Origin of the sequence: Kitasatospora sp. NPDC015120, from assembly GCF_043080305.1 — a bacterium.
Lineage (GTDB): Bacteria > Actinomycetota > Actinomycetes > Streptomycetales > Streptomycetaceae > Kitasatospora.
Genome location: NZ_JBIBVJ010000032.1, coordinates 31,941 through 56,145 on the forward strand (window position 1 = coordinate 31,941; position 24,205 = coordinate 56,145).

Annotated in this window: 18 protein-coding genes, 1 rRNA gene and 1 pseudogene; 4 read left to right on the top strand and 16 right to left on the bottom strand. The window is 75.3% G+C overall.

Annotated elements, in window-relative coordinates:
* Window positions 1-363: 363 nt before the first annotated feature.
* The 4 genes from ald to ACF1AK_RS34890 all read right to left on the bottom strand — a co-directional run bounded on the left by ald (window position 364) and on the right by ACF1AK_RS34890 (window position 6,578).
* Entirely contained in the window at window positions 364-1,479 is a 1,116-nt protein-coding gene (gene ald / locus ACF1AK_RS34875) for an alanine dehydrogenase (protein ID WP_391502847.1), read from the bottom strand.
* 260 nt (window positions 1,480-1,739) lie between these two features.
* Window positions 1,740-3,917 (bottom strand): tetratricopeptide repeat protein, encoded by a 2,178-nt coding sequence (locus ACF1AK_RS34880; RefSeq protein ID WP_391502848.1) that lies wholly within the window; start codon window positions 3,915-3,917, stop codon window positions 1,740-1,742.
* A 279-nt stretch (window positions 3,918-4,196) separates the two neighbouring features.
* The gene (locus ACF1AK_RS34885; RefSeq protein ID WP_391502849.1) at window positions 4,197-4,841 is read right to left on the bottom strand and encodes an NUDIX domain-containing protein; all 645 of its coding nucleotides are present in this window, start codon (window positions 4,839-4,841) and stop codon (window positions 4,197-4,199) included.
* A 93-nt stretch (window positions 4,842-4,934) separates the two neighbouring features.
* Window positions 4,935-6,578: a CTP synthase gene (locus ACF1AK_RS34890; protein WP_391502850.1), complete on the bottom strand. Its 1,644-nt coding sequence runs from the start codon at window positions 6,576-6,578 to the stop codon at window positions 4,935-4,937.
* Between the two features lie 815 nt (window positions 6,579-7,393).
* Between ACF1AK_RS34890 and ACF1AK_RS34895 the strand changes: the two genes are divergently transcribed.
* A complete protein-coding gene (locus ACF1AK_RS34895; RefSeq protein ID WP_391502851.1) occupies window positions 7,394-9,394 on the top strand; it encodes a glycoside hydrolase family 15 protein in 2,001 nt (666 codons plus the stop codon).
* 27 nt (window positions 9,395-9,421) lie between these two features.
* On the opposite strand, the gene ACF1AK_RS34900 is transcribed toward ACF1AK_RS34895, so the two are convergent.
* The 3 genes from ACF1AK_RS34900 to ACF1AK_RS34910 form a co-directional block, all read right to left on the bottom strand.
* Window positions 9,422-10,603 (bottom strand): glycosyltransferase family 4 protein, encoded by a 1,182-nt coding sequence (locus ACF1AK_RS34900; protein ID WP_391502852.1) that lies wholly within the window; start codon window positions 10,601-10,603, stop codon window positions 9,422-9,424.
* Between the two features lie 224 nt (window positions 10,604-10,827).
* On the bottom strand, window positions 10,828-12,561 hold the full coding sequence (recN, locus tag ACF1AK_RS34905; protein WP_391502864.1) for a DNA repair protein RecN: 1,734 nt from the start codon (window positions 12,559-12,561) through the stop codon (window positions 10,828-10,830).
* Window positions 12,562-12,649: 88 nt separating this feature from the next.
* A complete protein-coding gene (locus ACF1AK_RS34910; RefSeq protein ID WP_391502853.1) occupies window positions 12,650-13,387 on the bottom strand; it encodes a YitT family protein in 738 nt (245 codons plus the stop codon).
* Window positions 13,388-13,522: 135 nt separating this feature from the next.
* Here ACF1AK_RS34910 and ACF1AK_RS34915 point away from each other — a divergent pair, with 135 nt between their 5' ends.
* Entirely contained in the window at window positions 13,523-15,019 is a 1,497-nt protein-coding gene (locus tag ACF1AK_RS34915; RefSeq protein ID WP_391502854.1) for a PLP-dependent aminotransferase family protein, read from the top strand.
* A 66-nt stretch (window positions 15,020-15,085) separates the two neighbouring features.
* Here the strand turns inward: ACF1AK_RS34915 and ACF1AK_RS34920 are convergent, their stop codons facing one another.
* From ACF1AK_RS34920 to ACF1AK_RS34935, 4 genes are all read right to left on the bottom strand, one after another.
* On the bottom strand, window positions 15,086-15,988 hold the full coding sequence (locus ACF1AK_RS34920; RefSeq protein ID WP_391502855.1) for an NAD kinase: 903 nt from the start codon (window positions 15,986-15,988) through the stop codon (window positions 15,086-15,088).
* A 92-nt stretch (window positions 15,989-16,080) separates the two neighbouring features.
* Window positions 16,081-16,887 (bottom strand): TlyA family RNA methyltransferase, encoded by an 807-nt coding sequence (locus ACF1AK_RS34925; RefSeq protein WP_380295802.1) that lies wholly within the window; start codon window positions 16,885-16,887, stop codon window positions 16,081-16,083.
* Between the two features lie 45 nt (window positions 16,888-16,932).
* On the bottom strand, window positions 16,933-17,208 hold the full coding sequence (locus tag ACF1AK_RS34930) for a hypothetical protein (RefSeq protein ID WP_391502856.1): 276 nt from the start codon (window positions 17,206-17,208) through the stop codon (window positions 16,933-16,935).
* On the bottom strand, window positions 17,201-18,091 hold the full coding sequence (locus ACF1AK_RS34935; RefSeq protein ID WP_391502857.1) for a hypothetical protein: 891 nt from the start codon (window positions 18,089-18,091) through the stop codon (window positions 17,201-17,203). Before ACF1AK_RS34935 ends, ACF1AK_RS34930 begins: the two co-directional genes overlap by 8 nt.
* 185 nt (window positions 18,092-18,276) lie before the next feature.
* Here ACF1AK_RS34935 and ACF1AK_RS34940 point away from each other — a divergent pair, with 185 nt between their 5' ends.
* On the top strand, window positions 18,277-18,624 hold the full coding sequence (locus ACF1AK_RS34940; protein ID WP_391502858.1) for an alkyl sulfatase C-terminal domain-containing protein: 348 nt from the start codon (window positions 18,277-18,279) through the stop codon (window positions 18,622-18,624).
* An 18-nt stretch (window positions 18,625-18,642) separates the two neighbouring features.
* On the opposite strand, the gene ACF1AK_RS34945 is transcribed toward ACF1AK_RS34940, so the two are convergent.
* Entirely contained in the window at window positions 18,643-19,686 is a 1,044-nt protein-coding gene (locus tag ACF1AK_RS34945) for an HAD-IIA family hydrolase (protein ID WP_391502859.1), read from the bottom strand.
* 111 nt (window positions 19,687-19,797) lie between these two features.
* Window positions 19,798-20,400: a tetratricopeptide repeat protein gene (locus ACF1AK_RS34950; RefSeq protein WP_391502860.1), complete on the bottom strand. Its 603-nt coding sequence runs from the start codon at window positions 20,398-20,400 to the stop codon at window positions 19,798-19,800.
* Window positions 20,401-20,492: 92 nt separating this feature from the next.
* Between ACF1AK_RS34950 and ACF1AK_RS34955 the strand changes: the two genes are divergently transcribed.
* Complete coding sequence (locus ACF1AK_RS34955) at window positions 20,493-21,863, top strand: DUF1015 family protein (RefSeq protein ID WP_391502861.1); 1,371 nt, start codon at window positions 20,493-20,495, stop codon at window positions 21,861-21,863.
* Between the two features lie 108 nt (window positions 21,864-21,971).
* Here ACF1AK_RS34955 and ACF1AK_RS34960 read toward each other — a convergent pair whose 3' ends face one another.
* The 3 genes and pseudogenes from ACF1AK_RS34960 to rrf all read right to left on the bottom strand — a co-directional run.
* Window positions 21,972-22,835, bottom strand: coding sequence for a hypothetical protein (locus ACF1AK_RS34960; protein WP_391502862.1), 864 nt, complete (start codon window positions 22,833-22,835; stop codon window positions 21,972-21,974).
* Window positions 22,836-22,985: 150 nt separating this feature from the next.
* Window positions 22,986-23,906, bottom strand: a pseudogene (locus ACF1AK_RS34965) (hypothetical protein); the annotation flags it as partial.
* 207 nt (window positions 23,907-24,113) lie between these two features.
* A 5S ribosomal RNA gene (gene rrf, locus ACF1AK_RS34970) occupies window positions 24,114-24,205 on the bottom strand; the annotation flags it as partial.

A 24,205-nucleotide genomic window follows, 5' to 3' on the forward strand; every position in this document is an offset into this window, starting at 1 on the left:
CTCCTTGGGCATCCAGGACTCTATGTCGATTCGTCAGCGTGGCAGCATGCCGACGGTTTGCGACTCTAGGCCGTTCAAGGCGTTCGCAGCAACACAATCCACGGTAGTGGGCAGGATGTGTCGACGATCGGGCGACCCTCTGTCAAGGGAGTCGAGGGGCCCTGACTCCGGGCTTTCCGGGGTCGGGTGATACGACCGACGGAGATTGACGACAGAGCGACCCGCACCCTGCGCCCCCGATGTCATCACCGGATTCACCCCTCGTTCACACGGTGGCCGGGCGCCCCCGGTGACCCCCCGTGCACGGGCACGGCGAAGCCCCCGGCCCGGAGGAAACCGGGCCGGGGGCAACGCACGTCACACTCAGGCGAGCACGGACTCCAGGGAGACCGACTCCAGGCCGAACGCCTCGGCGACGGCGGCGAAGGTGATCTGGCCCTCGTGCACGTTCAGGCCCTTGGCGAGCGCGGCGTCGCGGCGCAGCGCCTCCTTCCACCCACGGTTGGCCAGCTCGACGACGTAGGGCAGCGTCGCGTTGGTCAGCGCATAGGTGGAGGTGTTCGGGACGGCGCCCGGCATGTTGGCCACGCAGTAGAAGACCGAGTTGTGGACCTTGAAGGTCGGCTCGGCGTGCGTGGTGGCGTGCGAGTCCTCGAAGCAGCCGCCCTGGTCGATGGCGATGTCGACGAGCACGGAGCCCGGCTTCATGCGGGAGACCAGCTCGTTGGTGACGAGCTTCGGGGCCTTGGCGCCCGGGATCAGCACGGCGCCGATGACCAGGTCGGCCTCGACGACGGCCTTCTCCAGCTCGAAGGCGTTGGACATGATGGCCTTGATCTTCGTGCCGAAGATCTTGTCGGCCTCGCGCAGCTTGTTGATGTCGCGGTCCAGCAGGGTCACGTCGTAGCCCATGCCGATGGCGATGGTGGCCGCGTGCCAGCCGGAGACGCCGCCGCCGATGACGACGGCCTTGGCCGGGTGGGTGCCGGGCACGCCGCCGGGCAGGGTGCCGCGGCCGCCGGCCGGACGCATCAGGTGGTACGAGCCGACCTGCGGGGCCAGGCGGCCCGCGACCTCGGACATCGGGGCGAGCAGCGGCAGGGCGCCGTTGGCGAGCTGCACGGTCTCGTACGCGATGGCGGTGGTGCCGGAGGCGAGCAGCGCGTCGGTGCCGGGCCGGTCGGCCGCCAGGTGGAGGTAGGTGAAGAGGGTCTGGCCCTTGCGCAGGCGGTGGTACTCCTCCGCGATGGGCTCCTTGACCTTCAGCACCAGGTCCGCGGTGGCCCACACCTCGTCGGCGGTGGGGAGGATGGTGGCACCGGCGGCCACGTACTCCTCGTTGGGGATCGAGGAGCCGACACCGGCGTTGTCCTCGATGTAGACCTCGTGTCCGTTGCGGACCAGCTCATGCACACCGGCAGGCGTGATGGCCACGCGGTACTCGTGGTTCTTGACCTCGCGGGGGATGCCGACCTTCACGGCTAAACACGTCCTCTTGCCATGGGGGTCCCTACCGGAGAAGACCGGCGGGCGACGCGCACGGGGGGAAGCCTCCGGAAGACACCGGGGCACGGATCGCTGCGCGACTGAGTTCGAGTGTAATGAAGCCCAGGCGGCCTGTCAGCCTTCCAAAGTGAATAAATCTGCCGGAGACATTGGCAGGTTCGTAGGCTTCCCGCGTGATCTTCCTGCCAAAGGGCACCGTCCGGGCATCTTCGACAATACTCCCGGAACGGTTGTTACCACCCGGCCAGGACGCGTTCCCGCAGGTCCGCGAGGGCGGTGCCGACGGCCTCCCGGCCGCGCTCGTCGCCGATCCGGCGCAGCACCGCGAGGGACGCCCGGTACTCCCGCTCGGCCTCCTCGAAGCGGCGCTGGGCGGTGTGCGCCTCGGCGATCCGGGCCAGCAGCCGGGCCTCGGCGGCGTGGTCCCCCATCGACTGCCGCAGGCCGAGCGCCCGGCCGTACCAGTCGGCGGCGCGCACCGCGTCCCCGAGCGCCCGGTGGCAGCCTGCCGCGCCCTCCAGCGCGCGGGCACAGAGCGCCTCGTCGTCGGCGGTCCGGGCGTGCTCCAGGGCGGCCCGGTAGTGGCCCAGGGCCGGTTCCCAGCGGCCGGCGGCGGCCTGGAGGTCCCCCAGGTTGAGCAGCGCGGCGGAGGCCCGGCGCGGGCGGCCGTGCCGCTCGGCCACGGTCAGCACCAGCTCGTGCAGCTGGAAGAGGTCGGCCGGGGCGGCGGCGCCGGTCAGCGGCAGTGCCCGCAGCAGCGCGGTGACCAGCCGGCCGGCCGAGCCGTCGAGGTCGCCCTGGCCGATCGCGTCGGCGACCGCGCCGAGCAGCAGGTCGCGCTCGCCGAGCAGCCACTGCCGGGCGTGGGCGGCGGACCTCAGCCGCAGCGGGCCGGGCAGCGGGTCGGGGCCGGGGCCGGCGGCGGGGTCGAGCAGCGCCCGGGCGGACTCGGCGAGCCGGACCAGCCGCTCCAGCAGCCGGGCCCGGGCCAGCTCGATCTCGGCGGGCCGGTCCTCGCGCTCGCGCAGCCGGACCAGCCGGGGGTGCAGGCGGCCGGGGACGCGGTAGCGGGCGGTGCCGTCGGGGGCCGGCGGCTCCTCGGTGAGCAGCTCCCGCTCGGCGAGCGCGGCGAGCGTCACGGCGGCCTCCGGGGCCGGGCAGCCGACGAGCGCGGAGGCGGTGCGCAGGTCCGCGCACTGGGCGGGGGCCAGGGTGAGCGCGCGCAGCATCCGCGCCTGTGCGGCGGACAGGCCCGCGTAGGCGAGGGTGAAGGCGCCGACCAGCGGGTCGTTGTCCGGCACCGGGACGGGCTCGGCGGGCTCCGGTGCGGGCCGCACCCAGGCGGCCGGGTCGCGGGCCGGTTCGGCCGGGGGCGTCAGGACGGGCTCCGGCCCGGCGGCCTTCGGGGCCTGCGCCCTCGGGGCCTGCGCCTTCGGGGTCTCCGTCCTCGGGGTCTCCGTCCTCGGGGCCTGGCCGCTCCCCTTCCTCTTCTTCTTCGCCGGCACCGGGTGCGCGGGCCGCGCGGCCGGCTCCGGCCTCGCCTCCTCGACGGGCTCGGCCGCCTTCGTCTCCGCCGCAGTCCCGGCCGCGCCGGCGGCAGCGGACGCGGCAGCGGCTCCCGGCGCGGAGGCCTCGGCGACGGCCCGCACCAGCTCCTGCGCCGCCTCCGTCACCGCCAGCTCGGGCTTGCTGCGCAGCCGCCCCGCCATCAGCCGCAGCGCCGCCGGCTGGGAGCCGCAGGCCTCCGCCAGGTCCGCCCCGCCGACCGGGTCGCAGCCGATCCTGGTCCCCCCGACGAGGTCGCCGAGCAGTTCGACGGCCGCCGGGCGGTCCAGCCCGCCGAGGATGACCGGGTCGATGTCCTCGATGCCGGTGAGCGGCCCGGCGGTGGTGGCGAGCACCAGGCAGCCGGGCTCGTCCGCCAGCAGCGGCCACAGCTGCCCGGCGTCCCGGACGTCGTCCAGCAGCAGCAGGGCCCGGCGCCCGGCCAGTGCCGCGCGCAGCGCCACGCACGCCGGATCGTCCCGGCTGTCCTCGACGGCGCCGGGCAGCGGGACGCCGGCGGTGTCCACGCCGAGCTCCTCCATGAGCCGGCGGGCGACCCGTGCGGGCGGCACCCGGCCGCCGTCGGGGGCGGACAGCCGGGCGAAGAGCACGCCGTCGGGGTACTCGGCGGCAACGGTGACGGCGAACCGCACGGCCAGCGCGGTCCGGCCCGAACCGGGCCGGCCGGCCAGCACCAGGACGGTGCTGCGGCCCTCCGCCGGCCGCGCGGCGGCGGCCCGGAGCGCGGCCAGCTCGGTGCGCCGGCCCACGAACAGGGCGGGGCCGGCGGGCAGCCGGTCCAGCCCGGGAACGCGCTCGGCGGACGCGCCGGCCCCGGCCTCCATCGTCACCGTCTTCCTCGCCACCCGCGCCACTCCCGACCTCGCCCGCTCCCGGAGGCGGCCCGCAGCGGACGCCCCGTCTGCGAAGCGTAGTTCGGCGACCCGCTCCGGCCGAGGTGACATCCGGTCGTACGAATCGGCAAATCACCCCGCCGGCCGAAGCCCGGCCCGGAACCCCCCGCCGCCCCGCCCACGAGCGAGGAGCGACACGGCCCCCTGCCCGCCGGCGGGCAGGAAGGAGGGCCGGCGCAGGAGGGAGTGCCGGGGCGACGAGCACCGGCACACAGCGCCCCGCGGGCGGGCCTAGGAGAACGGCCGCGCCGGCCAGGGCGAGTCGGCGGGGCGCAGGGCGTCCAGGCCGCCGGGGCCGTGCAGGGCCGCGTAGAGCGCCAGGGTGCCGGTGATCAGGGTGGGGTTGTGCAGCTTCCCGGCGTGGATCAGCCGGATCAGCTCCTCCACCGGCACCCGGGCGGACTCCAGCTCCAGTTCCTCCCCGTGCGCCTCGTACCGCTTCCCCTCCGCCTCGGCGAGGTCGGTGGCGAGGAAGAGCCGCAGCGCCTCGTCCGTCCCGCCGGGAGAGGTGTAGAAGTCGACCAGCACCCGCCAGGTGCCCGCCTTGCAGTGCGCCTCCTCGAACAGCTCGCGCTGGGCGGCGTGCAGCGGGTTCTCGCCGGGCACGTCGAGCAGGCCGGCCGGCAGCTCCCACAGCCGCTGGCGCACGGGGTGGCGGTACTGGCGCAGGACCAGCACCCGCTGCCGGTCGTCCAGCGCGAGGACGGAGACCGAACCGGGGTGGGTCTGGTAGTCGCGGCGGGCCCAGCTGCCGTCGGGCATCCGGACCTCCTCGCTGCGCACTCCGGTGACCCGGCCCTGGAACGGGGTGGTGCTCCCCCGCACCTCCCATTCCTCGGCCCGGTCGGCGACATCGGCGGTGCTGCGGTCGTCCATCACGTCTCCCCTTTTCGTCAGTACGACACAATCTAACGCCGGACGGCGGCCCCGCAGGCATCGCGGGGCCGCCGTCCGGTGGAACGCGGGTGCCTACTCGGCGCCGGCCGGGGCCGTCTTGATCTCGATCGCGGCCTTCACCAGACCCGCGAACAGCGGGTGCGGGCGGGTCGGACGGGACTTCAGCTCCGGGTGGGCCTGGGTGGCCACCAGGTAGGGGTGCACCTCGCGCGGGTACTCGACGTACTCGACGAGGTCGCCCTTCGGGGAGAGGCCCGAGAAGACCAGGCCGGTCTTCTCCAGGTCGGCCCGGTAGGCGTTGTTGACCTCGTAGCGGTGGCGGTGGCGCTCCTCGACGTACTGCTCGCCGTGGTAGACCTCGCGGACGATCGAGCCCTCGGCGAGCTTGGCCGGGTACAGGCCCAGGCGCATGGTGCCGCCCAGGTCGCCCTTGCCGTCGACGATGGCCAGCTGCTCGGCCATGGTGGAAATCACCGGGTGCTTGGCGGCGGCGTCGAACTCGGTGGAGTTGGCCTCGGGCAGGCCGGCCAGGTTGCGGGCGGCCTCGATGACCACGCACTGCAGGCCCAGGCACAGGCCCAGCAGCGGGATCCGGTTCTCGCGGGCGTAGGTGATCGCGCCGACCTTGCCGTTGACGCCGCGGTCGCCGAAGCCGCCGGGGATGCAGATCGCGTCGACGTCGCCGAGCTGCTCCTGCGCGCCCTCGGGGGTCTCGCAGTCGTCGGAGGTGACCCACTTGATCTCGACCCGGGCGTTGTTGGCGAAGCCGCCGGCGCGCAGCGCCTCGGTCACCGACAGGTAGGCGTCCGGCAGGTCGATGTACTTGCCGACCAGGGCGACCTTGACGATGTGCTGCGGCTCGTGGACGCGGCGCAGCAGGTCGTCCCAGGTGGTCCAGTCCACGTCGCGGAACGGCAGGTCCAGGCGGCGGACGACGTAGGCGTCGAGGCCCTCGCCGTGCAGCACCTTGGGGATGTCATAGATCGACTTGGCGTCGATCGCGGCGACCACGGCCTCCTCGTCGACGTCGCACATCAGCGAGATCTTGCGCTTGATGGCCTGCGGGACCTCGCGGTCGGCGCGCAGCACGATGGCGTCGGGCTGGATGCCGATGTTGCGCAGCGCGGCGACGGAGTGCTGGGTCGGCTTGGTCTTCAGCTCGCCCGAGGGGCCGATGTAGGGGAGCAGGGAGACGTGCACGAAGAAGACGTTGTCCCGGCCGACCTCGTGGCGGACCTGGCGGACGGCCTCCAGGAACGGCAGCGACTCGATGTCGCCGACGGTGCCGCCGACCTCGGTGATCACCACGTCGACGTCCTCGGTCGCCATCCGGCGGATCCGGGACTTGATCTCGTTGGTGATGTGCGGGATGACCTGGACGGTGTCGCCGAGGTACTCGCCGCGGCGCTCCTTGGCGATGACGGTCGAGTACACCTGGCCGGTGGTGACGTTCGCCGAGCCGTGCAGGTTGGTGTCCAGGAACCGCTCGTAGTGGCCGATGTCGAGGTCGGTCTCGGCGCCGTCGTCGGTGACGAAGACCTCACCGTGCTGGAACGGGTTCATGGTGCCCGGGTCCACGTTGAGGTACGGGTCGAGCTTCTGCATCGTGACGCGCAGGCCGCGGGCCTTGAGCAGGGCACCGAGGCTGGAGGCGGTGAGGCCCTTGCCGAGCGACGAGGCGACACCCCCGGTGACGAAGAGGTGCTTGGTCGTCACGGCGCGGCCGTTCGATGCCTTGCCGGAATGGGGCTGTGCCAAGAGGGGGCTCCCGTGGGTCGCGAGTCGAAGGTGACGTGGTGGGAGGCTCGCGGCGCGCCGTCTCGACGGGGGCGGGCGGTGCGGGGCACTGCGCCCTGAGGTCGTCGGTTCGGCCGGTCCGGGGCGTTTGATCCCACCGGTCCACGGGATACCAGGGTATCAGTGCCCCGGCCCGAACGCGTTCCGGCCCGCCCGCGCGTGGCGTCGTGGAGCCGGTTTCGCGGGCGGGATCCCCGGGGACGCTCCCGGGGGCGTACGCCGGGCGCGCCACCGGCGCATCACCCGGCGCAGATGTCACAGGTGTCGCACCACCGGCCCGGGCGGGCCACCTCCCGGCGGTCCGGACCGGCTCGGCCGGGCCATGGCGGACCCCCGTTTCGTGCCATCCGGAGCTGATCCTTCCGAGCCATCCTGTCGGCCTCCCCCGCGATGCGCGGTATTTCCGCCGAAATGCGGGGCCACCTCGCGCTGCGCCCGCGTGCTTCGCCCCTTTCGTCCGTCGTAAGCTGCTCGGACGCATCGCCGACAACATGAGCCGCGGAGGGCGTGGGAGGGTCAGGAACCTCTCGGTCCCCGATGCGCGACCGGACCTCCCCGTAATTCCCGCTCTCCCCCACCCAGAGGCTCGACCGAGCCCTCGCGGACACTCCAGCAAGGCCCGCCACCACCCGCGGCGGGCCGGACGTCCCGGGGTGGTCCCCGGTCCCGCCACACCCGCAGGCTCCCCCTCGGATCGCCGATGCGTCGTGACCACATTGCGAACTGGAGATCACGTGGCCGGCCGTATCGAGGACTACGCACTCATCGGGGACATGCAGACCGCCGCCCTCGTCAGCAGGGACGGAGCGGTGGACTGGCTCTGCCTGCCCCGATTCGACTCGCCGGCGGTCTTCGCCGGACTGCTCGGCACCGACGAACACGGCTTCTGGCGCATCGGCCCCGCCGAGGCGGTCGCCGCCGACCTGCCCGCCCCCGCCGCCGAGCCCGTCCCCGCCGCCGGGCGCAACCGGCTCACCGACACCGGCGACCTGCGGATCCCGCCGCCCACCGCCGCCGCCCCCGCCGTGCCCGCCGACCGCCGCCGCTACCGGGGCGACTCGCTGATCCTGGAGCAGGAGTGGGACTGCCAGGGCGGCACCGTCCGGGTGATCGACTTCATGCCGCCGCGCCCGCTGGCCGGCAAGGACGCCGTCCCGCAGGTGATCCGGATCGTCGAGGGCGTGGCCGGCACCGTGCGGATGCGCTCCGCGCTGCGGATGCGGTTCAGCTACGGCCGGGTCGTCCCCTGGGTGCACCGGGTCGAGCAGCCCGACGGCGTCCACCGCACCGTCGCCATGGCCGGGCCCGACTCGGTCTGGCTGGACGGCGAGGCCGACACCTACGGCCGCAACCTCACCACCTACGCCGACTTCACCGTCGCGGCCGGCGAGCGGATCGCCTTCGCGCTCACCTGGCAGGCCTCCCACCTGGAGCCGCCCAAGGCCCCGGACGCCGAGGAAGTGCTCGACGCCACCGCCGACTTCTGGCACGAGTGGGTCGGCCAGTGCACCTACCAGGGCCCCTACCGGGAGGCCGTGGTCCGCTCCCTGATCACCCTCAAGGGCCTCACCTACGCGCCCACCGGCGGCATCGTCGCCGCCCCCACCACCTCGCTGCCCGAGGACATCGGCGGCGAGCGCAACTGGGACTACCGCTACACCTGGCTGCGCGACGCCGCGATCACCCTCTCCTCGCTGCTGCGCACCGGCTACCGCGACGAGGCCAAGGCCTGGCGCGAGTGGCTGCTGCGCGCGGTGGCCGGGGACCCGGAGAACCTGCAGATCATGTACGGCATCGCCGGCGAGCGCGAGCTCACCGAGTCCTCGCTGGACTGGCTGCCCGGCTACGAGGGCTCCCAGCCGGTGCGGGTCGGCAACGGCGCGGCCGGCCAGCTCCAGCTGGACGTCTACGGCGAGGTCGTCGAGGCGCTGCACCTGGCCCACATGACCGGCCTGGTCCGCAACGACCACGCCCACCACCTCCAGCTGCGGCTGATCGAGTACCTGGAGGAGCACTGGCAGGAGCCGGACGAGGGCATCTGGGAGGTGCGCGGCCCGCGCCGGCACTTCGTCCACTCCAAGGTGATGGCCTGGGTGGCCGTCGACCGCACCATCAAGCTGCTGGAGCAGACCCCCGAGGACGCCCCGCCCGGCGGCCACCTGGAGCGCTGGCGGGAGCTGCGCGACACCATCCACCGGGACGTCTGCGAGCGGGGCTACGACCCGGGCCGCAACACCTTCACCCAGTACTACGGCGGCAGGGAGCTCGACGCCTCGCTGCTGCTCATCCCGCAGGTCGGCTTCCTGCCGCCGGACGACAAGCGCGTCATCGGCACCATCGAGGCGATCCAGCGCGAACTGGCCACCGAGGACGGCTTCGTGCTGCGCTACCCGACCCACGACGAGTCGGGCAACAACGTCGACGGCCTCTCCGGCCACGAGGGCGCCTTCCTGGCCTGCTCGTTCTGGCTGGCCGACGACCTCGCGATGATCGGCCGGGTGCAGGAGGCGCGCGAGCTGTTCGACCGGCTGCTGTCGCTGCGCAACGACCTCGGGCTGCTCGCCGAGGAGTGGGACCCGCGCCTCAAGCGGCAGGTCGGCAACTTCCCGCAGGCCTTCAGCCACGTGCCGCTGATCGACACCGCGCTGCGGCTGACCGCCTGCGGCGGGGCCTACCTCTCCGCCCAGCCGGAGGGCCCGGCCGCCGACCGGGTCGGCGAGCAGGCCACCGTCTGAGCCCCCGCCCGGGCCGCGGCGCACGCCCTAACCGTTGCGCTGCACCAGTTCGTCGTAGGTGCTGAGCACCTGGGCGACGGTGGCGGCCTCGTCCGGCCAGGTCTGCGCCTGCTGCCGGCCGGCAGCCACCAGGCGCTCGCGGCGCGCCGGGTCGGCCAGCAGTTCGCGGGCCGCCCGGCCGAGCGCGGCCGCGTCCCCGGGCGGGACCAGCACGGCGGCGTCCCCGACCAGCTCGGGGATGCCGCCGACGGCCGTGGCCACCACCGGCACGCCCGCCCGCATCGCCTCCTGGACCACCAGCGACCGGGCCTCCCAGCGGCTGGAGAGCACCAGCACGTCGGCGGCGGCCAGCAGGTCGGGCACGTCGGTGCGGTAGCCGAGCAGCCGCACCGGCAGCTTCTCGGCCGCGACCCGCTCCCGCAGCCCGGCGGCCTCCGGGCCGTCCCCGGCGAGCACCAGCAGCGGCTGCGGGTCCGCCGCGGACAGCTCCCGGGTGGCGTCCAGCAGCAGCCCGAAGGCCTTCTGCGGCACGAGCCGCCCGACCGCCAGCACCAGCGGGCGCTCCGGCCCCCCGTCGAGCAGTTCGGCCCGGGCCCGGGCCCGCCCCAGCCGGCCCTCGGGCATCGGCGGGGCGGCGACCGGGCCGAGCCGGGCGTCGGTGGCGCCGAGCTCCCGGGCCCGGGCCACCAGGTCCGAGGAGGCGCCGAGGACGAGGTCGGCGGCGCGCGCCACCCGGCGCTCCATCAGCCGCTGGAGGCGGCGCTCCATGCCGGTGGCGAGCAGCGCGTGGTGCGCGGTGACCACCAGCGGCGTCTCCGGGCGCAGGCCCGGGAAGCGGCCGGCGGTCCGCAGCGCGAGGTCGGACAGCAGGGCCGCGCGCAGCCCGTGGGCGTGCACCACGTCGGCGCCGGTGAAGGCGCGGCGCAGCTCGCCGATGGCGGTGGCGTCGCTGCGGGCGCCCGCGGTCGGGGTGATGTCGACCAGGTGGAACCGGGCGCCGGTGCGGGAGAAGCCGAACAGCGCGTCCGCGGCGGCGGGGGCGCACACCGTGACGCCCACTCCGTGCGCGACCAGGCCCTGGGCCAGGGAGCGCACGTGCGCGCCGATGCCGCCCGAACTGGCGGCCAGGACGAGCACCACGTTCAGTTGCCCCGGTTCGGGGGTGGCCGCAGCGGCCCGGGCGGCGGAATGGTCCACGTCGTCTCGCATCCGACTCGATCAGCTACGCGCGCCCCGGGCGGGGGTTTCCCGCCGGCGGCGCTCGGGACAGGAAGGCCAGTGTCCAGCGGCCACCATGCCAGGTCGGCGGCCCTCTTGGACAGTCGGCGCCCCCGGTGGGGCGCGTCGCGACCGGTCCGTGAGGGCCGTCCGGGCGGACCGGCACCGCACGCGTGGCGCGCGGCCCGCCCGGCGGCCGCGGACGGCCGTCGGCGCTAGCGCCGGCGGGGGGCGCGGGCCGCGGCGAGCAGTTCCTCGGCGTGGGCCCGGCCGAGCTCGGAGTCCTCCAGGCCGGCCAGCATCCGGGAGAGTTCGCGCACCCGTTCCTCGTCGTTCAGCACCTTGACGCCGCTGCGGGTCACGGTGCCGTCGTGGGTCTTCTCGACCACCAGGTGCCGGTCGGCGAAGGCCGCCACCTGCGGCAGGTGGGTGACCACGACGACCTGGGCGCTCTCGGCCAGCTTGGCGAGCCGGCGGCCGATCTCGACCGCCGCCTTGCCGCCGACGCCCGCGTCCACCTCGTCGAACAGGTAGGTGGGGACGGGGTCGGCGCCGGCGAAGACCACCTCGACGGCGAGCATCACCCGGGAGAGCTCGCCGCCCGAGGCGCCCTTGGCGATCGGCCGGGGCTGGGCGCCGGGGTGCGGGGCGAGCAGCACCTCGACCTCGTCCACGCCGTGCGGGCCGTAGGCGACGGTCCGGCCCTCGATCTCGATGCCGGACAGGTCGTCGAGGCGGGTGATCGAGAAGGTGACCCGGGCGTGCGGCATGGCCAGCTCGGCGAGTTCGGCGGAGACGGCGTCCGCGAAGCGCCCGGCGGCGGCCTGGCGGGCGGCCGACACCTCGGCCGCGAGGTCGGCCAGTTCGGCGCGCAGCGCGGTCTCCTGGGCGCCGAGCTCGTCGATCCGCTCGTCGTCGCCGTCGAGTTCGGCGAGCCGCGCGGAGCCGGCCTCGGCCCAGGCGACCACCTCGGCCAGCGTGTTCTCCGGGCCGCCGTACTTGCGCAGCAGCTGGGCCAGCACGGCCCGGCGGTCCTCGACGGCGGCGAGGCGGACCGGGTCGGCGTCCAGGTCGTCCGCGTAGCCGGCGAGGTCGCCGGCCACGTCGGCCAGCAGGTAGCCGACCTCGTTGAGGCGGTCGGCGAGGGCGGCGAGCCGCTCGTCGTGGTGGCGCACGGCGTCCAGGGCGCGGCGGGCCTGGGCGAGCAGGGTGCCCGCGTCCAGCGCCTCCGGGTCGGCGGGGTCGCCGGCCAGCGCGGCGTGCGCCAGGGTGGCGGCGGAGGAGAGCGCGTCGGCGTGGCCGAGCCGTTCGGCCTCGGCGGACAGCTCCTCGTCCTCGCCGGCCACCGGCTCGGCGGCGGCGACCTCGTCGAGGCCGAAGCGCAGCAGGTCGGCCTCCTGGGCGCGCTCGCGGGCCCGGGTGGTCAGCTCCTCCAGGGTGGTGGAGACCTCGCGCAGCCGGCGGTAGACCTCGCGGTAGCGCGCCAGCGGTTCGGCGACGGACTCGCCGGCGTACCGGTCGAGGGCGCCGCGCTGGCGGGCCGGGCGCAGCAGCCGCTGCTGGTCGGTCTGGCCGTGCACGGCGATGAGGTCCTCGCCGAGTTCGGCGAGCAGGCCGACCGGGACGGACCGGCCGCCGACGTGGGCGCGCGAGCGTCCCTCGGCGGAGACGGTCCGGCTGACCAGCAGCGCGCCGTCGTCCAGTTCGGCGCCGGCCTCCACGGCCCGGGCGGCCACCGGGGAGCCGGGCGGCAGGTCGAGGCGGCCCTCGACGACCGCGCGGGCGCTGCCGTTGCGCACCAGGCCCGGGTCGGCGCGGCCGCCGAGCAGCAGGCCGAGGCTGGTCACCACCATGGTCTTGCCGGCGCCGGTCTCGCCGGTCACGGCGGTGAAGCCGGGGGCGAGCTCGACGACCGCGTCGTCGATGACCCCAAGATCCCGTATCCGCATCTCGTCCAACACGGAGACGACCTTACGAGGTTCCGCCCCCGCCGCGCGACGAGCGACAACGCCGCGCGGCAACTCCGTGCCGTGAAGTTCATCCGTTCCGGGAGTCCGCGGCCGCCTTTTCCGGCCCGGTGGCGGGCTCCTCGCCAAAGTCCGCGGCGGGAACGGTGCACCAGGGCAGGAAGAGCTGCGCGAGCGGGCCGATGGCCAGCGCGTAGGCGACGGTGCCGACGCCGACCGTGCCGCCGAGCAGGAAGCCCGCGGCCAGCACGGACAGCTCGATGCCGGTGCGGATCAGCCGCAGCGAGCGGCCGGTGCGCCGGTGCAGGCCGGTCATCAGGCCGTCGCGCGGGCCCGGGCCGAGCCGGGCGCCGATGTAGAGGCCGGTGGCCAGGCCGTTGAGGACGATCGCCGCGGCCATCAGCGCGATCCGGGCCGGCAGCGGTCCGGGGCCGTCGACGACCCGGGCGGTGGCGTCCATCGCCGCGCCGATCACCAGGACGTTGGCGACGGTGCCGACGCCCAGCCGCTGGCGCAGCGGTATCCACAGCAGCAGCACCAGCGCGCCGCAGATCGTCACCCAGGCGCCCACCGAGAGGCCGGCGGTGCGCTGCAGGCCCTGGTGGAAGACGTCCCAGGGGTCCAGGCCGAGGCCGGAGCGGAGCATCAGGCCCATGCTGGCCCCGTAGAGCGCCAGGCCCGCGAACAGCTGCGGCAGCCGGCGGCCGAGCGCGTGGGTGTCGCCCAGGACGCGGGCGGCGGGGCCGGGCCGCCCGGGGGCGGCGGCGGACGGGGAGGGCGAGGGGCGGGTGCGCGCGGTGGTGGCCATGGGATCTCCGTGCCGGTGGTGCTGCACCGCCGGGCCGTGGGCCGGGCGGTGGCGGACGTGACGGCCGCCCTGTCATGATGGCCAGGCCAATACGGCCCCCGACAGGGCCAATCCCCACCAAGTGGACTGATTCGCATGGCCGACTGGCAGACCACCGTGACCTCCCCGGCCCTCGCCCGGCTGCTCGACGGCGCCCGGCTGCCCGAGCCGCCCGGCACCGCCCGCCGCCCCGCGTACCGCACGCTGGCCGCCCGGATCCGGCTGCTGGTCTCCGAGGGCCGGCTGCCGGTCGGCGCCCGGCTGCCCGCCGAGCGCGAGCTCGCCGTCGCCCTGCGGCTCAGCCGCACCACCGTGGCCACCGCGTACGAGGCCCTGCGGGCGGACGGCTACCTGCGCAGCCGCCGCGGCTCCGGCAGCTGGACCGCCCTGCCCGAGGGCTCCGCCCCGCCCGGCGACGCCCTGCACCCGGTGCCGCCGGACGAGCAGGGCCGGATCCTGGACCTCGGCGTCGCCGCCCTGCCCGCCCCGCAGCCCTTCCTCTCCGCGGCCGCGGCCCGTGCCGTCGAGCAGCTGCCCGCGTACGCCGCCGGGCACGGCCACTACCCCACCGGCGTCCCGGTGCTGCGCGAGGCGGTCGCCCGCCGCTTCGCCGAGCGCGGACTGCCGACCACCCCCGACCAGATCCTGATCACCATCGGCGCGATGGGCGCCCTGCACCTGGTGCGCCAGACCCTGCTCGGCCGCGGCGACCGGGTCGCCGTCGAGGCGCCCAGCTACGCGCACACCCTCCAGGCCCTGCGGCTCGCCGAGGCCCGGCTGGTCCCCGTGCCGTTCACCCCCGCCCAGCGGTGGGACCTCGCCGAGTGGCGCCGGGTGCTGAACGGGGCCGCGCCGAAGGCCGCCTACGTGATCCCCGACTTCCACAACCCCACCGGCACGCTGATCGACGAGGAGCAGCGGCGCGAGCTGCTGGCCGCCGCCCGTTCCGCCGGCACCGTCGTGCTGGCCGACGAGACCACCGCCGAACTGGGCTGGGGCCTGCCCGAGGGCGTCGCCCCGCCCCGCCCCACGGCCGCCCTGGACCGCGCCGCCCAGGTGATCACCGTCGGCTCGGCCGGCAAGCTGCTCTGGGGCGGCCTGCGGATCGGCTGGGTGCGGGCCGCGCCCTCCCTGGTCCGCCGACTGGCCGCCGCCCGCGTCCACAGCGACGTCGGCGCGCCCGTCCTGGACCAGCTGATCGCCGCCGAGCTGCTGACCGAGGACCTCCCGGCCGTCCGCGCGCACCAGCTGGACCGGCTGCGGGAGACCGCCGGGGCGCTGTCCGGCGCCCTGCGCGAGCAGCTGCCGCAGTGGCGGTTCACCCTGCCGCCGGGCGGCCTGTCGTTCTGGGTCGCGACCACGGGGGTCTCCGGGGCGGCCCTGGCCCGGGCCGGCGAACGCGCCGGGGTCCGGATCGCCGCCGGCAACCGGTTCGGCTCCGACGGTGCCTTCGAGCACCACCTGAGGCTCCCGCTCACCACGGCCGCCCCGGCCGTGCCGGACGCCGTCCGGCGGCTCGCCGAGGTCGCCGCGCGCGCCGAGGAGGAGGGGCGCTGGCAGGGCGCCGACGACACCCAGCCGCTCGCGGTCTGACCGCCCGCCGGGGCCGCCCGAACCGGGGGGCCGACGGGTCCGGCGGGTCCGGCGGGCCCGGCGGGCTCAGTGGGTGTCGGCCCGGCCGCGCCAGCCGGTCACCGGCAGCGCGAACTTCGCCACCAGCCGGTCGGTGAACGGTGCCCGGTGCAGCCGGGCCAGACGCACCGGCGTCTGCCCCCGGCGCACCTCCACCCGCGCCCCGGCGGGCAGTTCCACCGAGCGCCGGCCGTCGCACCACAGCACCCCGTGCGGGGTCTTCGGCTGCACCTCCACCGCCAGCACCGAGTCCGGCGAGGTCACCAGCGGGCGGGCGAACAGCGCGTGCGCGCTGATCGGCACCATCAGCAGCGCCTCCACCTCCGGCCAGACCACCGGCCCGCCACCGGAGAACGCGTACGCGGTCGAGCCGGTCGGCGTGGCGCACACCACCCCGTCGCAGCCGAAGTTGGACACCGGGCGGCCGTCCACCTCGGTCACCACCTCCAGCATCCGCTCCCGGGACGCCTTCTCGATCGAGGCCTCGTTCAGCGCCCAGTCGTGGTGCACCACGTCGCCGTTGGTCCGGACGATCACATCGAGGGTCATCCGCTCCTCGACCTCGTAGTCGGCGTCCACCACCCGCTCGACCACCACGGCGAGGTCGTCCCGCTCCGCCTCGGCCAGGAAACCGACCCGGCCCAGGTTGATGCCGAGCATCGGCAGGCCGTGCTCGCGGGCCAGCTCCGCCCCGCGCAGCAGCGTCCCGTCCCCGCCCGCGACCAGGATCAGCTCACAGCCGTCCGCCGCGCCCGGCCCCCCGGCCACCGTCTCCACGCCGTCCGGCAGGTCCAGGTCGACCGCCTCGGCCGCCAGCAGTCTGATCCGGATCCCCGCCTTGAGCAGGCCGTGCACCAGTCCCTCGACGCTGCGCAGGGCCGCCTCGCGACCCGTGTGCGCGATCAGGAAGACCGTACGTTCATCACTCATGCCCGCTGCCCTCTCCCTACGCCGGCCGGGTCCTCGTCGGCCCGGTACGGCCGCGCCACCCAGCATGACGGACCGGACGTCCGCAGAGCACCCTATCGGGGGCCCTCGGCGACGGCCCGGTCCGCCTCCGCGGGGTCCAGCGGCGGCGCGTCCCGGCGCATCCACAGGAAGTACTCGACGTTCCCGGACGGTCCGGGCAGGGGGCTCGCGGTGACCGCGCGCACGCCCAGTCCCAGCTCCCACGCCTGCGCCGCCACCTGGCGCACCATCTCGGCGCGCAGCTGCGGGCTGCGCACCACCCCGCCGCTGCCGAGGCGCTCCTTGCCGATCTCGAACTGGGGCTTGACCATCAGCACCAGGTCCGCGTCCTCGGCGGCGCAGCCGGAGAGCGCGGGCAGCACCAGGCCCAGCGAGATGAACGACAGGTCGCCGACCACCAGGTCGACCCGGTCGCCGCCGATCATCTCCGGGGTCAGCTCGCGGACGTTGGTGCGGTCCATCACGGTGACCCGCTCGTCGCTCTGCAGCGACCAGGCCAGCTGCCCGTAGCCGACGTCCACCGCCAGCACGTGGGCGGCCCCGGCGCGCAGCAGCACATCGGTGAACCCGCCGGTGGACGCGCCCGCGTCCAGCGCCCGGCGGCCCTCGACGACCAGGCCCTGCGGGACGAACGCCGCGAACGCCCCGGCGAGCTTGTGGCCGCCGCGCGAGACGTAGTCGGGGTCGTTCTCGTCCTTGGCCACCACGACCGCCGCCGAGGTCTCCACCTGGGTCGCCGGCTTGGTCGCGGTGGTCCCGCCGACGGTCACCCGGCCGGCCGCGATCAGCTCGGAGGCGTGCTCCCGCGACCGGGCCAGCTTGCGGCGGACCAGCTCCGCGTCGAGTCGGCGTCGTGCCACTGCCACTGGTGTTTCAGCTCCTACGGATGGTTCTCGTTCGCCCGGTCAGTCCCGGTCGAGAGCGGCGAGCGTGTCGGCCAGCCGCCGATGGACATCTTCGTACACCGCGACGTGGGCGTCGGTCGGCACCCCGTCCAGTACCTCCAGCCGGGCCAGGGCGGCGTCGACCGCCGGGTGCCCGGTGGGGGCCAGGTCGACGCCGAGCGGCAGCGGCTCGCCGGTGCCCGGCAGGGGTCCGTCGGCCGGGTCGGTGGCGGGGAGGGGGACGGGGGTGGGGGCGGCGGCGGTATGGGGATCGGGCCGGGTCTGCGGATCAGGCATCGGGCTTCTTCGTGGTGGTCCGGCGCACGGTGGTCTTCCTGGCCGTGGTGCGCTTGGCGGGCGGCTGGTCCCGGCCGGTCCCGTCGGCCTCGGGCGCGGCGGTGGTCCTTTCGGTGGCCGTCTTCTTCGCCGCGGCCGGGGTCCGCTTCACGGCGGTCTTCTTCGCCGCGGTCTTCGTCGCCGCGGTCTTCGTCGCCGCGGTCTTCGCCGCTGCGGTCTTCTTCACCGCCGCCGTCTTCTTCGCCGCGGTCTTCTTCGCGGGCGGCTGCGCGGCGGTCCTCCCGGCGGCCGCCTTCTTCGCCGGAGGCGCCGTCGCAGCCGGGGCCACCGGGGCCACCGGGGCCGCCGCGGTCGCCGGGGCGGCCTCCGCGACCGGCGGCACCGGCGGGTCGACCTCCACCGGCTCGTCCACCGCTATCCGCTCGGCCTCCGCCGAGGACGCCGTCTCCCGCTCCCAGCCCTGCTCGAACAGCCCGCCGGCCCGGGGCGCGGGCGGGGCGGGCGGCGCGGGCGGCACGGACCCGTCGCGTCCCGCCGCCTCGTCCTCCTCGACCTCGCGCAGCTTGTTCTCCAGGTAGGCCAGCACCACCCCCACCTTGGTCACCTGGTCGCCGACCCGCTCGAAGGCCTTCTCCACCTCACCGCGCGCCACCCCCACCGCGAGGTCCACCCCGGCCCGCCCGGCGGTCACCGCCTCCTCGGCCAGCGTCTGGAGGGACTTCGCCGACGGGGGGAACTGCCCGCCCAGCCGGCGCTCCACCTCCGCGACGTCGATCCCGCCCTTCTCCAGCAGGCCGGCCGCCGTCCCGACGACCCGCTTGCCGACCTCCTCCACCAGCACGGCCGCGGCCGCCACCGCTCCTCGTACCGTCCTCGGCAGCATCCGGGTGCCTCCCATTCGCCTGCGCGCATCGCTCCGTCGCGTCGACGCCCGGACGAATCCGGGCATCCCACGGACGACGCTACCGCCAAACACGTCCTGCGGTACCGTGGCCCGGCAGTCACCCGCCGCCGGGCCCGGCCACCCGCCGGGGCGCCGCGGCCCGCAGAAGGAGGGGATCCGCCGCCATGGCCGACGCCGAGGAGTGCCGCCAGGCGCTGGAGCAGCTCAGCCGCAACCTCGCCAAGGCCACCGGCGACGTCCGCAAGGCCGCCGAGCTGGACCGCTCGCTGAGCTGCCGGATCACCGACCTGGACCTCACCTTCACCGGGCGGCTGCGCGGCGGCAGCATCGAGAACCTCCGGCAGGCCCCCGGCGCCCCCGCCGCGAAGGCCGACATCCGGCTCACCATGAGCAGCGACGACCTCGTCGCCCTGGTCGACGGCGGCCTCAACTTCGCGTCCGCCTGGGCGGCCGGACGGGTCAGGCTGGAGGCCGGCTTCCGCGACCTGCTGCGACTGCGCACCCTGCTCTGACCCGCCCGGTCACCGGGCTCAGAACCCCAGCTCGGCCAGCGCCTTCCGGCCGTCCGCCGGGTTGCCGTCCGCGTCCAGCGCCGTCCACGCCGCCGCGCACAGCGCCCGCAGCCCGTCCCAGCGGTCCGCCCCGACGCCCTCCAGCCGCAGCACGCCGTCCTGCGCGACCGCGGTGTACCCGCCGCAGGAGAACCCGCCGCCCGGCTGCGCGGTGACCGGCGCGTGCCCGGTCAGCAGCCCCCGCAGGTCGGCCGCCAGGTAGGTCGGCCGGTGCTCGGCCGGGGCCGCCAGCAGCTGCGCCGCCGTCGTCACCCCGGTGAAGACCAGCAGGCTGTCCACCCCGCCGTTGAACGCGCCCTCGATGTCGGTGTCCAGCCGGTCGCCGACCACCAGCGGCCGCTTGGCGCCCGTCCGCAGGACCGTCTCCCGGTGCATCGGCGGCAGCGGCTTGCCCGCCACCTCCGGCTCCACCCCGGTCGCCGCCCGCACCGCCGCCACCAGCATCCCGTTGCCCGGCGCTATCCCGCGCGCGGTCGGGACCGTCACATCGGTGTTGGACGCCACCCACGGCAGCCCGGACTGCACCGCGTACGAGGCCTCCGCCAGGTGCGTCCAGCCCACCGAGGCGTCGAAGCCCTGGACGACCGCCTGAGGCTCCTCGGCCAGCGTGCGGACGGCGACCAGGCCGCGCTCGGCCAGCGCCTCCTCCAGCCCCAGGCCGCCCACCACCAGCACCTTCGCCCCGGCCGGCAGCTTCTCGGCGAGCACCCGGGCCGCCGCCTGCGCGGAGTTGATCACGTCCTCCGGCTCGGCCGGCACGCCCAGCTCGCTCAGGTGCGCGGCCACCACCCGCGGCGGGCGGGAGGCGTTGTTGGTGACGTACGCCAGCCGCATCCCGGCCGCGCGGGCCGCCGCCAGCGAGTCCACGGCGTGCTCGATCGCGTCCGGTCCGGCGTACACCACGCCGTCGAGGTCCAGCAGCGCCGTGTCGTACGCCTCGGTCAGCGGCAGCTCGCTGCCGCCCGGGGCGGTCCGTCGCACGGTGGTGGCCGTCTCGGTCATGCCTGCTCTACCTCACTCATCGCGTCAGTCGTGCTCGTCGTGCTCGTCGTGCTCGTCGGTGCCGTCGTGCTCGCCCGTGCCGTCATCGCGGCGGGTGCCGCCGGGCCGGGCTCAGCCGTCCTGCCGGTCCCGCTCATCCGTCGGCTCCGGGCCCCCCGTGGTTCCCGGCCCCGGCCCGGAATCCCGGCCCCGGGGCGGCTCCAGGTACCCCGGCGCCCCCGGCAGCAGCGGGCCGAACGCCCCGGCCCGGGCCGCCAGCGTCGCCCGGGTCTGGCGCAGCGCCGCCCGGTAGTGGTCAGTGTCCGGCCGCATCGCCACGGCCAGCGCCAGGTGCTCGGCGGAGGTCTCGAAGTCCCCCAGCCGGGCCGCCGCCACACCCCACCCGAACTGAGCGTAGTCGTCCGAGGGATCCGCCAGCGCCACCGCCCGGAAGTTCTCCAGCGCCGCCGCGTACGAGCCCGCGTCGTACTGCGCCCGGGCGAGCGCCTCCCGGATGCTGCGCGACGCCGGCTCCGCCGCGGCCGCCCGGGCCAGCAGCTGCTCGGCCGCCGCCGGGTTGCCCTGGGCGAGCAGCTTCACCCCCCGGCGGAACCACTCGTAGACGTCGCCCTCCGGCTCCCCGGACCGCCGCTGCTGCTCCGGCACACCGCCGCCGACGGCCCCGGCAGCGCTGCCACCAGCACCGTCGTCCACCCGCTCGTCGCGCTCGTCCACGCCGTACCTCGCCCTCGGTCACGACACCCGCCCGCCGGACCGGCCGGGTGTTCCGATCTCTGAACAACGCGTACCCGGTTACGATGCCCAGAATGAGCACACCCAGTGCAGAAAGCGGAGCGGAGTCTCCGCACGGCGGCCCCGGCGATCCCGGGCACGTCGCCACCGCAGGTCTGTCCCTGTCCCCCTTCCGCGGCCTCAGGTACGTCCCCGACCGGGTCGGCGCCCTGGCCGCCGTCACCTCACCGCCGTACGACGTGGTCGACCCCGGCCGCCGGCTCGACCTGGAGACCGCCGACCCGCACAACGTCGTCCGGCTGATCCTGCCGCGCCCCGAACCGGAGGACACCGGCGACCGCCCCGACCGCGACACCCGCTACCGGCACGCCGCCCGGCTGCTGCGCGAGTGGCAGCGCGAGGGCGTCCTGGCCGCCGACCCGGTCCCGGCCCTGTACGTCTACGAGCAGCGGGTGCCCGCCAGCGGCGACACCCCGGAGCTGCTGCAACGCGGGCTGATCGGCGCCCTCGCCGTCAGCGGCAGCGAGGCCGGCGTCGTCCTCCCGCACGAGGATGTGATGCCCCGGCCGGTCGCCGACCGGGTCGGCCTGATGCGCACCACCCGGGCCAACCTCGAACCGCTGCTGCTCACCTACCGCGGCGGCGGCGGGGCGTCCGACGTCGTCGAGAGCGCCGTACGCGGCGAACCGCTGCTCACCACCACCACGTCCGACGGCACCCACCACCGGCTGTGGGCGGTCACCGACCCCGCCGAGATCGCCGCCGTCGGCCGCGACCTCGCCACCTGCCGGGCCCTGATCGCCGACGGCCACCACCGCTGGGAGATGTACCTGCGGCTCCAGCGCGAACACCGCCACCTGCCGCGCAGCCCCTGGGACCGCGGCCTGGTGCTGCTGGTCGACACCGCCCGCTACCCACTGCGGGTGCGGGCCATCCACCGGGTGCTGTACCGCCTGCCGGTGGCCGAGGCCCTGCGGCGGCTCGGCGACCAGTGGCGGGTCAAGGAGGTCCCCGGCCCGCTGGAGACCGCCCTGCAGGCCCTCGCCGAACAGAAGCGCCACGGCGGCAGCAGCTTCCTGCTGACCGGCGGGGACGGCGTCTACCGGCTCGTCGGCGACCCCGACGAACGCCTCCTCGACGCCACCGTGCCGCACGACAAGCCCGAGGAGTGGCGCCACCTGGACGCCACCGTGCTGCACGCCACCCTGCTCGACCACACCTGGCGGGTGCCCGACAGCCCCGACGACATCGGCTACCTGCACACCGCGGCCGCCGCCGAACGCGAGGCCGCCCGCTCCGGGGGGACGGCCGTCCTGCTGCACCCGGTGCGCGAGAGCGTGGTCCGCCGGCTCGCCGAACAGGGCGTCACCATGCCGCGCAAGTCGACCTCCTTCGGTCCCAAGCCGGCCACCGGGCTGGTGCTGCGCAACCTCGAACTCGGCTGACGCCCCCGCCTCGCGGCCGGCGACCCGGCCGACACGCAGTGAGGCCCTGCCGTACTCCGGGATCTCCCGGGGCGCGGCAGGGCCTCACTCGTCGGTCAGGCCGGGCGCTTACTTGCCGGACTCGTCGGCCTGCTCGGCCTTGTCGGCCTGCTCGGCGACCGGGGCACGCTCGGGGACCTCGCCGTCGAAGTCCTCGTCGATCTCCAGGTCGTCCTCGTCGTAGTACTCCTCGACGTCCTCGTCGTCCTCGTAGATGACCTCGTCATCCGAGGCCTCCCCGCCCTTGCGCCTGGCCGGCTCGGCGGCGGTCTCCTCGGCCTCCTCCTCGGCGAGCTCCGGGTCGAGGGCGTCCACGAACTCCACGCCGTCGATCTCGGCGAGGCGCTCGGCGGCGTTGGTGGTGCCGTCGGTGTCCGCCTCGACGGCCTTGGCGAACCAGTCGCGGGCCTCCTCGGCACGGCCGGCCGCGATCAGCGCCTCGGCGTAGGCGTACCGCAGACGCGCGGTCCACGAGTGCACGGCCGGCGAGGCCAGCTCGGGGCTCTGCAGGGTGACGACGGCCGCGTCGAACTGCTCCATGTCGCTGCGCGCACCGGCCGCGACCAGGCGCATCTCGACCTGACCGGCCTTGTCCAGCTGCTTGACCTCGGGCTCACCGGCCATCGCCAGCGCCCGCTCCGGGCGGCCGAGACCGCGCTCGCAGTCGGCCATGACGGGCCACAGGTCCGCCCGGCCGGTCATCCGGCGAGCGGCGCGGAACTCGGTCAGCGCCTCCGAGTAACGCTGGGTCATGTACGAGGCGAAACCGGCCGCCTCACGGACGGCGGCGACGCGCGAGGCGAGCCGCAGCGCGACGCGCGAGTACTGGTAGGCCTCCTCCGGCTCGCTGTCGAGCAGGCGGGCGACCATCACCAGGTTGCGGGCGACGTCGTCGGCGAGCGTCTTGGGCAGGCTCTTGAGCTCCTGGCGCACGTCCGCGTCGATCTCGAAGCCGGTGACGTCCTCCGGGATCGGCAGGCGCTTGACCGGCTCGTAGTTGCCCCGGCGGTCGTCCTGGTCCCGGCCGCCGCGCTCGTCGCGGCCACCGCGGTAGCCACCCCGGTCGTCACGGCCGCCGCGGAAGCCACCACGGTCGCCGCGGTCGCCCCGGTCGTCACGGCGGAAGCCGCCACGGTCGTCCCGGCGGTCGTCCCGGCGGAAGCCACCACGGTCGTCACGGCCACCGCGGTCGTACCCGCCCGACGGACGGTCGTCACGACGGAAGCCACCACCGGCGGGGCGGTCATCGCGGCGGAAACCACCACGGTCGCCACCCCGGTCGTCACGGTCGCGGAAGGGGCGGTCGTCGCGGCGCGGACGGTCGTCACGGTCGTCCCGACGGAAACCACCCGGACGGTCATCGCGACGGAAACCGCCACCGGCCGGACGGTCGTCGCGGCGGAAGCCGCCACGGTCGTCACGGCCACCGCGGTCGTACCCGCCCGACGGACGGTCGTCACGGCGCGGACGGTCGTCACGATCGTCCCGACGGAAACCACCCGGACGGTCATCGCGACGGAAGCCGCCACCGGCCGGACGGTCGTCACGACGGAAACCACCACGGTCGTCACGGCCGCCACGGTCGTACCCGCCCGACGGACGGTCGTCACGGCGGAAGCCGCCACCGGCGGGGCGGTCGTCACGGCGGAAACCACCACGGTCGTCACGCCCACCGCGGTCGTAGCCGCCCGACGGACGGTCATCGCGACGGAAACCGCCACGGTCGCCGCCCTGGTAGCCGCCCGGACGGTCATCACGGCGGAAGCCGCCGCGGTCGCCACCACGGTCGTCGCGGTCCCGGCCGCCGTAGCCGCCGGAGGGACGGTCGTCGCGACGGAAACCGCCGCGGTCGCCGCCACGGTCGTCGCGGCGGTCGTCGCGGCGCGGACCACGGTCGTTCGACCAGCCCCCGCGAGACCGGGGCTCGTAGCCGCGGCCGTCGTCCGATCGACGCTCGGGACGGTCCTGAGGCTGGTTCGCCATCGTGGTGACTCCTTCTGCTGCTTCATCTCCACCGCGGAGCGGGCAGCACCACTGCCCTCACGCGGTTCGGCGCCGGCCTTCTGGCCGTGCACCATCTCCATTGTCCGGCATCGAGGGACGCCCCGCGTCTGGGCGGAAGTCCCGTTCTGCCGGTCGTGCACACCTGCGCACCTACGCAAAAAGCCGCGGCCCCCAGCGAATCGCTGGGGGCCGCGGCTTTGAATGATTGTTCGGCGGCGTCCTACTCTCCCACAGGGTCCCCCCTGCAGTACCATCGGCGCTGTGAGGCTTAGCTTCCGGGTTCGGAATGTAACCGGGCG

What these genes read in the sequence shown, in the direction of transcription:
- ACF1AK_RS34885 (WP_391502849.1), bottom strand. Translation starts at nt 4,841, where the DNA reads ATGGACGACCGCAGCACCGCCGATGTCGCCGACCGGGCCGAGGAATGG.
- ACF1AK_RS34900 (WP_391502852.1), bottom strand. Translation starts at nt 10,603, where the DNA reads ATGCGAGACGACGTGGACCATTCCGCCGCCCGGGCCGCTGCGGCCACC.
- recN (WP_391502864.1), bottom strand. Translation starts at nt 12,561, where the DNA reads ATGCGGATACGGGATCTTGGGGTCATCGACGACGCGGTCGTCGAGCTC.
- ACF1AK_RS34910 (WP_391502853.1), bottom strand. Translation starts at nt 13,387, where the DNA reads ATGGCCACCACCGCGCGCACCCGCCCCTCGCCCTCCCCGTCCGCCGCC.
- ACF1AK_RS34915 (WP_391502854.1), top strand. Translation starts at nt 13,523, where the DNA reads ATGGCCGACTGGCAGACCACCGTGACCTCCCCGGCCCTCGCCCGGCTG.
- ACF1AK_RS34920 (WP_391502855.1), bottom strand. Translation starts at nt 15,988, where the DNA reads ATGAGTGATGAACGTACGGTCTTCCTGATCGCGCACACGGGTCGCGAG.
- ACF1AK_RS34930 (WP_391502856.1), bottom strand. Translation starts at nt 17,208, where the DNA reads ATGCCTGATCCGCAGACCCGGCCCGATCCCCATACCGCCGCCGCCCCC.
- ACF1AK_RS34935 (WP_391502857.1), bottom strand. Translation starts at nt 18,091, where the DNA reads ATGCTGCCGAGGACGGTACGAGGAGCGGTGGCGGCCGCGGCCGTGCTG.
- ACF1AK_RS34940 (WP_391502858.1), top strand. Translation starts at nt 18,277, where the DNA reads ATGGCCGACGCCGAGGAGTGCCGCCAGGCGCTGGAGCAGCTCAGCCGC.
- ACF1AK_RS34945 (WP_391502859.1), bottom strand. Translation starts at nt 19,686, where the DNA reads ATGACCGAGACGGCCACCACCGTGCGACGGACCGCCCCGGGCGGCAGC.
- ACF1AK_RS34955 (WP_391502861.1), top strand. Translation starts at nt 20,493, where the DNA reads ATGAGCACACCCAGTGCAGAAAGCGGAGCGGAGTCTCCGCACGGCGGC.